The sequence below is a fragment of the Oleiphilus sp. HI0086 genome (assembly GCF_001635225.1).
Map to the genome: position 1 here is coordinate 1 of NZ_LWFZ01000675.1, position 8,316 is coordinate 8,316.

Annotated in this window: 5 protein-coding genes and 1 pseudogene; 3 read left to right on the top strand and 3 right to left on the bottom strand. The window is 46.4% G+C overall.

Going from position 1 to position 8,316, the window contains the following annotated elements; genetic code table 11:
* Positions 1–590: pseudogene (locus A3756_RS10135) on the top strand (cell adhesion protein); the annotation flags it as partial.
* Positions 591–779: 189 nt separating this feature from the next.
* Here A3756_RS10135 and A3756_RS10140 read toward each other — a convergent pair.
* Together A3756_RS10140 and A3756_RS10145 are read right to left on the bottom strand one after the other, a co-directional pair.
* Entirely contained in the window at positions 780–3,359 is a 2,580-nt protein-coding gene (locus A3756_RS10140; protein ID WP_082865189.1) for an ABC transporter permease, read from the bottom strand.
* Positions 3,352–4,059 (bottom strand): ABC transporter ATP-binding protein, encoded by a 708-nt coding sequence (locus tag A3756_RS10145; protein ID WP_068553431.1) that lies wholly within the window; start codon positions 4,057–4,059, stop codon positions 3,352–3,354. Before A3756_RS10145 ends, A3756_RS10140 begins: the two co-directional genes overlap by 8 nt.
* Between A3756_RS10145 and A3756_RS10150 the strand changes: the two genes are divergently transcribed.
* Both A3756_RS10150 and A3756_RS10155 read left to right on the top strand, forming a co-directional pair.
* Complete coding sequence (locus A3756_RS10150) at positions 4,039–4,767, top strand: arylesterase (protein ID WP_304438880.1); 729 nt, start codon at positions 4,039–4,041, stop codon at positions 4,765–4,767. The two genes, A3756_RS10145 and A3756_RS10150, sit on opposite strands and share 21 nt — an antisense overlap.
* Positions 4,768–4,780: 13 nt before the next feature.
* On the top strand, positions 4,781–5,923 hold the full coding sequence (locus A3756_RS10155; protein WP_068515347.1) for a GNAT family N-acetyltransferase: 1,143 nt from the start codon (positions 4,781–4,783) through the stop codon (positions 5,921–5,923).
* A 427-nt stretch (positions 5,924–6,350) separates the two neighbouring features.
* Here the strand turns inward: A3756_RS10155 and ppk1 are convergent.
* Positions 6,351–8,316 (bottom strand): polyphosphate kinase 1 (ppk1, locus tag A3756_RS10160; protein WP_156490396.1); only part of this gene is annotated, 1,966 nt, incomplete at its 5' end.

Sequence of the window (8,316 nt, forward strand, 5' to 3'; positions counted from 1 at the left end):
CTTTGGGGAACCAATTAGCTGTTTATGTGGCCAAGCAGATTAATGATGGGATTAATGAGGGCACTCTGTCTGATAATGTTATGCCCGACCGTATTGCACTGCTAGACCCCTTCTGGTCAAAAAATGGCAAAAGCTATCTTGGTGATGAAAACGGCGACGGCCAGAACGACTGGGTGGGCGAACGAACGCGTTGGTACATTTCCGATATGATAGCCGACCAGGATGTCGCAGTAGAATGGTATAAGTCATCGGCGATATATGACTTATGGATTGGCGACCAAAACACGCCGTTGGAGAGTATTGTTAACCTCAACCACTTGCGTTTTTGGTATCTGAATTCATGGGATATTGCCGGTAAACATGTTGAAGCACGTCACTGGTACTTCCAGTCAATGAATAATGCTGAGCCTGAAGAAGTAACGATTAACTGGTGGGGAAGACGCAAAGACACAGGGTACGATGCCGCCAGTGCCAGAACTTCAGATAACCGCATTAAGGTTATGATGGGGAATGATTATGAGTGGGATCAGGTAGAAGGTCGCTATACCGCAAAGCCTTCGGATGACCAGTTTGAAGTGAAGAACTACTAAAATAAGCTAAGACGTTAAAAGGCTGAATGAGGAGGCGTGCTTTCCTTATTCAGCTTTTAAAATTGCCCATGCTTGCCCTGACCTTTGGTAAACCCCTGTGCGCCGTCTAAGGCTCCTGATGCGGCAGCGACTTCCATGCCTCGGTAGAATTCATTCTTCATGGCTTCATCAAATGACTTGTCCCGGTGCTTAGCTGTCTCGAAGTACACTAACTGGCGAATGACTAGCCACCTTCCTTGTACTCAATCCTACTAAACACATGATCAGTAAGGCTGAACTAATGGGTAGCCATGCCCAAAGATGCCATTGCACTTGATAGTCTAGGTCGAGTAAATAGCGATATAAGCTATAGCAGATTGCTTCAGTACCCAGCAGGGCCAGAATACCTGCCATGAGGCCTAACAAAGCGAATTCACTCCACTGATTAAGGCGAAGCTGCTTTCGGTTAGCGCCGAGTGTCCGTAAAATTGCACCTTGTAATATTCGCTCATCGATACTTGAATAAATGGTCGCCAGTAAGACCAACACACCGCCGATCAATACTAGGATAAGTAAGTACTCAACAGCGAGGCTGACTTGCTTGAGCAAACTTTGAATTTGCGTAAAGACCATACTCATGTCGAGTAAGGTAATGGTCGGGAACTCGCGGATGAGCTTAGTAAGTTTTGCCTCGCTGCCAGAAGGGACATGAAAACTGGTTAAGTAACTAAGCGGAAGGTCCTGGAGCGCTGCCTCAGATAGAATCATATAAAAGTTAGGACTAAGTGTTCCCCAATCGACACTGCGAATACTAGTAATGGTCACTGTGAAGCTTTGTCCGGCCACCTCGAAGCGAAGCGTGTCGTTAAGCTTTACACCTAATCTCCCTGCTAAACGCGATTCAATAGAAACTTGTTTGCTCGCCGCATCTGACTTTTTATCATTTATCCAAACACCTTCCAGTATTTTGTTTCCTTCGGGTAGTTGTTCACTCCATGTGAGCGCCAGATCTCTTTGAAGGGCCGGGTCTTCACTCAGTTTTTCATCATCATGAACATAGCGTTCGTTGATATGCGTTAATCGCCCTGGAACCATAGGAAAGAGCGGGTAGTTCTTGAAGCCGGTTTCTTCGAGTGCCGCTTTATAACTATCCGATTCATAGGCTTGTATATTCATAGCGAAGAAATTGGGCGCGTTCTCGGGTAAGCCGCGTTGCCAGTCATTTAGTAAATCATTTCTTACAACACTAATGACTAGCATGACCATCAATATCATCGCGAATGCCAAGATTTGAGTGCTGGCACTTTGATTGTTGCGCATGAGGTGTCGCCAGGCGAAACGCACATAAATATTGAAGCGTGCTGAAGGTGTGATTTTATCTAAAAGCTTAAGTATTCCTCGTAAACCAAATGAGAGCAGGATAAGGGTCACCAATCCGCCGACAATCAATGCGAGAGACATCTTTACATCGCCGGTAAACCATAAGCATAACGAGAGAATACATGCGAGCGCGATGCCGTAGATTAGTCTTCCGCTAATGCTCATCGGCTCAAGGTCACGGCGCAGGATTCTAAGTGGGGATACGCGACTTAGTTGAATCAGGTGAGGTAGCGCAAAGCCCAGTAGAGTAACCGGGGCCGTAATACTCGCAATAGCCCAAGCTGACCAAGGTGCGGTAGGCAAGTCATTGATAAATAGGATACTTAGCAAGGAAGAAAGTTGTTCCTGTATCAGGGTGCCAAGCATTAGGCCGATGAGCGTGGTGATGAAGGCGAGAATCAGTAACTGCAGACTAAAAAGCCACAGTACTTGCTGACGACTGGCGCCCAAGGTTCTTAACAGTGCGCTGGTATCGTAGTGGTGTTGGGCATAGTTTTGAGCGGCCATCGCAATGGCAATACCCGCAAGTAGAATCGCGAGAATGGCCGCTAAGGAAAGATAGCTACGTGCTTTATCGAGTGCCGCGGCAAGCGCCTGGTTGTTATCTGATAATGACTCCAGGCTTTGATTGTCACTGAGTAGAGGTTTCAGCCAGACCTTGTATTGGTCAATTGAGTTAAGCGAGCCCTTGAGTTGAGTCGTCTCGGTCTGAGCTTGTTTGTCTTGAAGGTCTGCAAGCAATAAGCGCCAAGTAACGCGACTCCCAGTCTGAATAAGCCCAGCTGCTTCGATGTCAGCCATATTCATCATCAGGCGTGGGGACAAACTATAGAAGTTTCCACCGCGATCACTTTCCTGGGTGATGAGTGCACCTATGGTGAAATTCTGTTTGCCCAGTTCCAGTGTGTCGCCTATTTTTGCATTGAGTAGCGTCAGTAAGCGAGACTCTAGCCATACACTACCAGGAGGTGGTCCTGTTGGGCTTTTCTCCCCGGGCTTGAAGGCACTCAAGCTAGTCATAACCTTACCTTTAAGAGGGTAATGATCATCGACGGCTTTAACGGCGGCCAAAGACATTTCATCCCCTACCACCACAACACTTGGGAACTCCAAGGTGGTACTGGTTGATAAACCGCTTTGTTGCGCACGTTCTTCGAACCCGGCCGGGATTTCTTGACTGGAGCGAATGCGCAGGTCGGCGCCAAGCAGCTCGGTAGACTTTGCCAACATGCCGGCTTCCATACGCGCACTGAATACACTGATAATGGTAGCGACGGTGACGGCTAGAATAAGAGAAAAGATGATTAAGGTGAGCTGCCCCGAACGGGTTTCTCGTCTGAGAAGAGACTGGGACAGACGAATAAGTTTGAGGAAACTGAGGCCTTGCGTGCTTGTATTCATCTTAAGCATTTAGCTCCTTTACCTGGCCATCGCTCATGCGTACGGTTCGGGCGCAGCGCTTAGCTAGTTGTTCGTCATGCGTTACGAGTACAAGGGTTGTTCCCAACTGAGAGTTCAAGGAAAAAAGCTGTTCTACAATTTGTTGCCCTGTATTACTGTCGAGATTGCCGGTAGGCTCGTCTGCAAACAATATTTTTGGTTCAGAAGAGAAGGCTCGAGCGATAGCAACACGTTGTTGTTCACCACCCGAAAGCTGTTTAGGGTAGTGATGGATTCGATGGCTCAGGCCAACCTTGTCCAGCCAGTCTAGTGTTTTCTCTTCAGTTTGGCGGGCGTTATACCTGCCAGACATTTCTATCGGCAGGCTGACATTTTCATAGGCCGTCAGGCCGGGAAGCAGCTGGAAGCTTTGAAAGACAAAGCCTACCCCCTTTGCTCTGACAGATGATCGTTGATCTTCATTTAACTGGTGTAATGCTTCGCCCAAGAGGTAGACTTCGCCTGATGAACTTTCATCAAGCCCGGCCATAATTCCTAGCATTGTTGATTTGCCGCTACCTGACGCGCCAACGATGGCGACAGATTCTCCTTGCTTGATTTCAAGTTGAATGCCTTGCAAGATATCAAGCTGTTCTGAACCGGTATTGACCGACTTACATACATTATTGAGTTTCAGTAGGAGATTTTCTTGAGTGCTATTTTCAGGCATATTCAATCACAAAATAGTTGTCTAAACAGAATGGGGTTTGCGATGCACATGCAGCTAGGTCGTTATTTTATTATTGGCTGCCTGCTTCTACTAAGCAGCTTAACGTATGCGGCGGAAATAGAAAAACCGTTACCGGTAAAAAATACTGTTCCAGTTCAAAAGGCTGCAAGCATTCTAGTGGTGGGTGACAGTATTAGCGCGGCCTTTGGTTTGGATAAGAGTAAGGGCTGGGTAGCGCTGATGCAGCGTGAGCTGGGCGATAACTATCGCGTGATCAATGCAAGTATCAGCGGTGATACCACTACCGGTGGCCGTTATCGTTTAGGTAAGGCCTTATCAACTCATCAGCCCGTTATCGTCATTATTGAACTTGGCGGAAACGATGGTTTACGAGGAACCCCGGTTAGGCAGATTCGTAATAACCTAGAAGCGATGGCTGTGATGTCACAAGAGGCTGGAGCCCAAGTAATATTGCTAGGCATGCAGATACCGCCTAACTATGGTGACCGTTATACCAAAGCCTTTGCGAATATATACTCAGACCTGGCATTGCAAATGGATCTATCCTTAGTTCCCTTCTTATTGGAAGGGGTTGCTGGTGTTGAAGGTATGATGCAAGACGATGGTATTCATCCGACGGAAAGCGCGCAACAAACGATGTTTGAGCACGTAGACAAAGTATTGGATACTTTGCTTTCAGCTAAATAAGTGTGGCAACAGGATGACTATTGAGTTCCGTTACGTCACCTCAATTGCTGAGGTGGGAGAGCAGGCCTGGAATTCCTTGGCAGGTGAGGGCTACCCCTTTGTGCGCTACCACTTTCTCGATGCCTTGGAAAAAACACAAGCGGTTGGTGGATGCTCAGGATGGTTGGTGCATCACCTCATGGCTTATCAGGGCGATACATTGGTCGCCGCTGTTCCTAGCTATGTTAAGCAGCATAGCTATGGTGAATACGTCTTTGACCATGCTTGGGCGAATGCTTACCATCAATATGGATTGGCTTATTATCCCAAGTTAGTTTCAGCCATTCCTTTCACCCCCATTACCGGTTCACGGATACTTATACGAGAGGGTATTGATCATAGCGCCGTGATTACGGCCTTGCATGACTTTGCTCCAAAGCATTGTCATGAGCAAGGCTACTCGGGTTGGCATCTGTTATTCCCTGGTTCAGAACTATCGACAGTCTTCAAGCCTCCGGTTCTTCAGCGTAAGGCTGTGCACTTTCAATGGACGAACGAGGGCTATCAGAGTTTTGATGACTTTCTCGCCTCTTTTAGCTCACGAAAACGAAAAAATCTTAAGAAAGAACGTGCAAGTATTTCCCAGCAAGGAATAGAAGTAGAGGTATGGGAAGGTAGGGAAATAAACGCTGAGCTTTGGCGTAGCTTTTATGACTTTTACCAAATCACCTATGCCAAACGTAGCGGTCATGGTGGCTATTTATCGCCATCATTTTTTGAGCGTATTGCTTCAGAGATGCCTGAGTATCTTGTGTTGATGATGGCAAAGCGAAATGGCGAGTACATTGCTGGTGCATTAAATTTTAAGGGCGATAATGCCTTGTACGGTCGTTATTGGGGCTGTATCGAAGAGGCTAATAATCTTCATTTCGAGCTTTGTTACTATCAAGGGATTGAATACTGTATCGCGAATGGCCTGGCTAGGTTTGACCCCGGAGTTCAGGGTGAACATAAAATCCAACGAGGCTTTCGTCCGACTTATACTTACTCAAACCACTGGCTGGCTGAAGAAGGGTTTCGAGAGCCCGTTGCGGAATTTATTAGCAAAGAAAATGAAATGCTCGAAGCTTATTATGAGGATGCGAGTACTTATTTGCCTTTCAAAAAACAGCAATAAGGCTCTGCTAGTTTGCACGGCTTTAATGTTCTCCAATCTTTTGAAACTGATCTAGCTCGTTGATAAGGTCTGGACTGGAAAGTGCCATTTCGAGACATAGGTACTTGTTTTGATTTTGGTCGGATGTACGCCAAAGTGTACCGGTTCGCGATTAGATGTTTACCCCCTAACGTTATGATATCCCACCGTTGTCATCCTCGCGCATGCGGGGATCCATTGTTTTTGACCCAAACCTTATTAATTCGATTACTACGACGGTTTCAAATGCTGCGTTCTATTCAAGACAATGGATTCCCGCCTGCGCGGGAATGACGGAGTTGTGGTGCGGGAAGGCACAGTGTGGAAGGGCCGAGAGTCCAACTTGCCGCCATTCCGCCCTCTTCTACTAACCTGTAATAGGCTAAAACCTAAGCAAGCACCAATGACCTCACTTCTCAAGCTTGGCGATATAATCATGAATCGCCAGTTGGGATTGAATCTTACGTTTGTTACCCCGTGGTTTATATTGATTGGTCTGCTTCGCATCGATGATTCGCGCTTTGGTGGTATCTGACCATTGAATCTCGAAGATATCCAGAATCTGCTTTTGAAGCTGTTTGTCGTAAACCGGGCAGCCTACTTCAACACGGTGGTCGATGTTGCGGGTCATCCAGTCTGCAGATGAGATATAAATCTCATGCTCGCCCTGGTTGGAGAATATCGACACACGTGGGTGCTCCAGAAAACGATCGACAATGCTAATAACTTTGATGTTGTCGCTCAAACCTTTAACGCCGGGTAAAAGGGTGCACATGCCACGAATAATAATGCGAATTTTTACGCCAGCCTGGCTTGCTTTGTAGAGGTGCCCAACGACTTCGTCATCGACCAGGTTATTGACCTTCAGCATGATTTCGGCAGTCAGGCCTTTCTCGGCGTGCTTTATCTCACGATCAATCAACTTGTGAACACGTGGCCGGAAATCATTTGGCGAGACGATAATGTGTTTGAAGTGATAATGTTTATAGCTGAAGCGAATGAAGTTAAATACGTCTTCTACTTCGGCGGTAATTTCATCGTGGCAGGTAAATAAAGAGAAGTCGGTATAAATCCTTGCGGTCTTCTCGTGGAAGTTACCTGTGCCGATATGAGCGTAGCGCTTATAGCCGTCACTTTCGTTGCGTCCAATTAAACAAAGCTTGGTGTGGCACTTCAATGCAGGCACACCAAAGTCTACTTTGATGCCCGCATCGGTCAGTACCTTCGCCCATTCTATATTTGCTTCTTCGTCAAAGCGGGCGCGCAGCTCAACCACGACGCGAACATTTTTACCATTCTTTGCCGCATTGATCAGGGCATCGATAATTCGGCTTTTTTTGGCGACGCGATAAATGCTGATACTGATATGTTCAACTTTAGGATCGTATGATGCCTGCCGTACGAACTCGGTGAAATGGTTGAACTTGTGATACGGGTAATAAAGTAAAATATCGCCTTCAGAAATCGCCTGGAAGCTGCTTTTGTGAGCGGCGAACTTCTTGCTTTCGATTCTCGGAAGCGGTGAATATTCTAAATAGTTGCGCCCGATATTAGGGAAACTGATGAAGTCTCTGAAGTTGTGATAGCGGCCACCCGGGATGACGGCGTCATAATTTGAGATGCCGATTTTATCAAGCAAGTAGTTCAGTGTGGATTTCGGCATTTCCCTGTCATAGACAAAGCGAACTGGCTCAGCTGTCATGCGTTGCTTAATGCTGAGTGACATCTGCTCTAGTAGAGATTGGTCAATATCTTCAGATAGCCCGTATTCCGCATCACGAGTCATCTTCATGGAATAGGCATGAATTTCATCAAACTTATAATTGCCTTTGAAGACGCTCTTCAGAGAGTAGCGAATAATATTATCAAGCATGATGATGCAGCGGCGCTTTTGCCCCTTGATTCTAGGTAGCTCAATGAAACGGCTCATATCGTCTGAGGGTACTTCAACCAAACTATATCTAGATTCGCCTTTGCGAATTAGTTCGACCGCAAGGTAGGTGATGTCATCATCCAATACCTGAGCAAGGTCGATTTTTCCCTCGCACATTATAGGGTTAATGTATTGCAGAACATTGTCTTTGAAATACTGATTAACCCATTCCCCTTGCTCTGGAGATAACTGTTGCTCGTTGATCAGAAAAATGTTGCGCCGGGCCAGGCATTTCAAAACGTGAATATAGATTTCGTCAAACCGTTCGCCTAGCTTGATGACTTTCTTTTGAATCTTCTTAAGTAATTCTCGATCTTCACTGGCATCTTCGCCTTGGTCTTTCTTAATAAAAATTTTTCGCTTTACGTCGGCGACACGAACACGGAAGAACTCATCCATATTATTGGAATATATACCGAGAAACCTGACCCGCTCGACAATC

Coding starts and splice junctions, on each gene's coding strand:
- A3756_RS10155 (WP_068515347.1), top strand. CDS start 4,781: ATGACTATTGAGTTCCGTTACGTCACCTCAATTGCTGAGGTGGGAGAG.
- A3756_RS10145 (WP_068553431.1), bottom strand. CDS start 4,059: ATGCCTGAAAATAGCACTCAAGAAAATCTCCTACTGAAACTCAATAAT.
- A3756_RS10140 (WP_082865189.1), bottom strand. CDS start 3,359: ATGCTTAAGATGAATACAAGCACGCAAGGCCTCAGTTTCCTCAAACTT.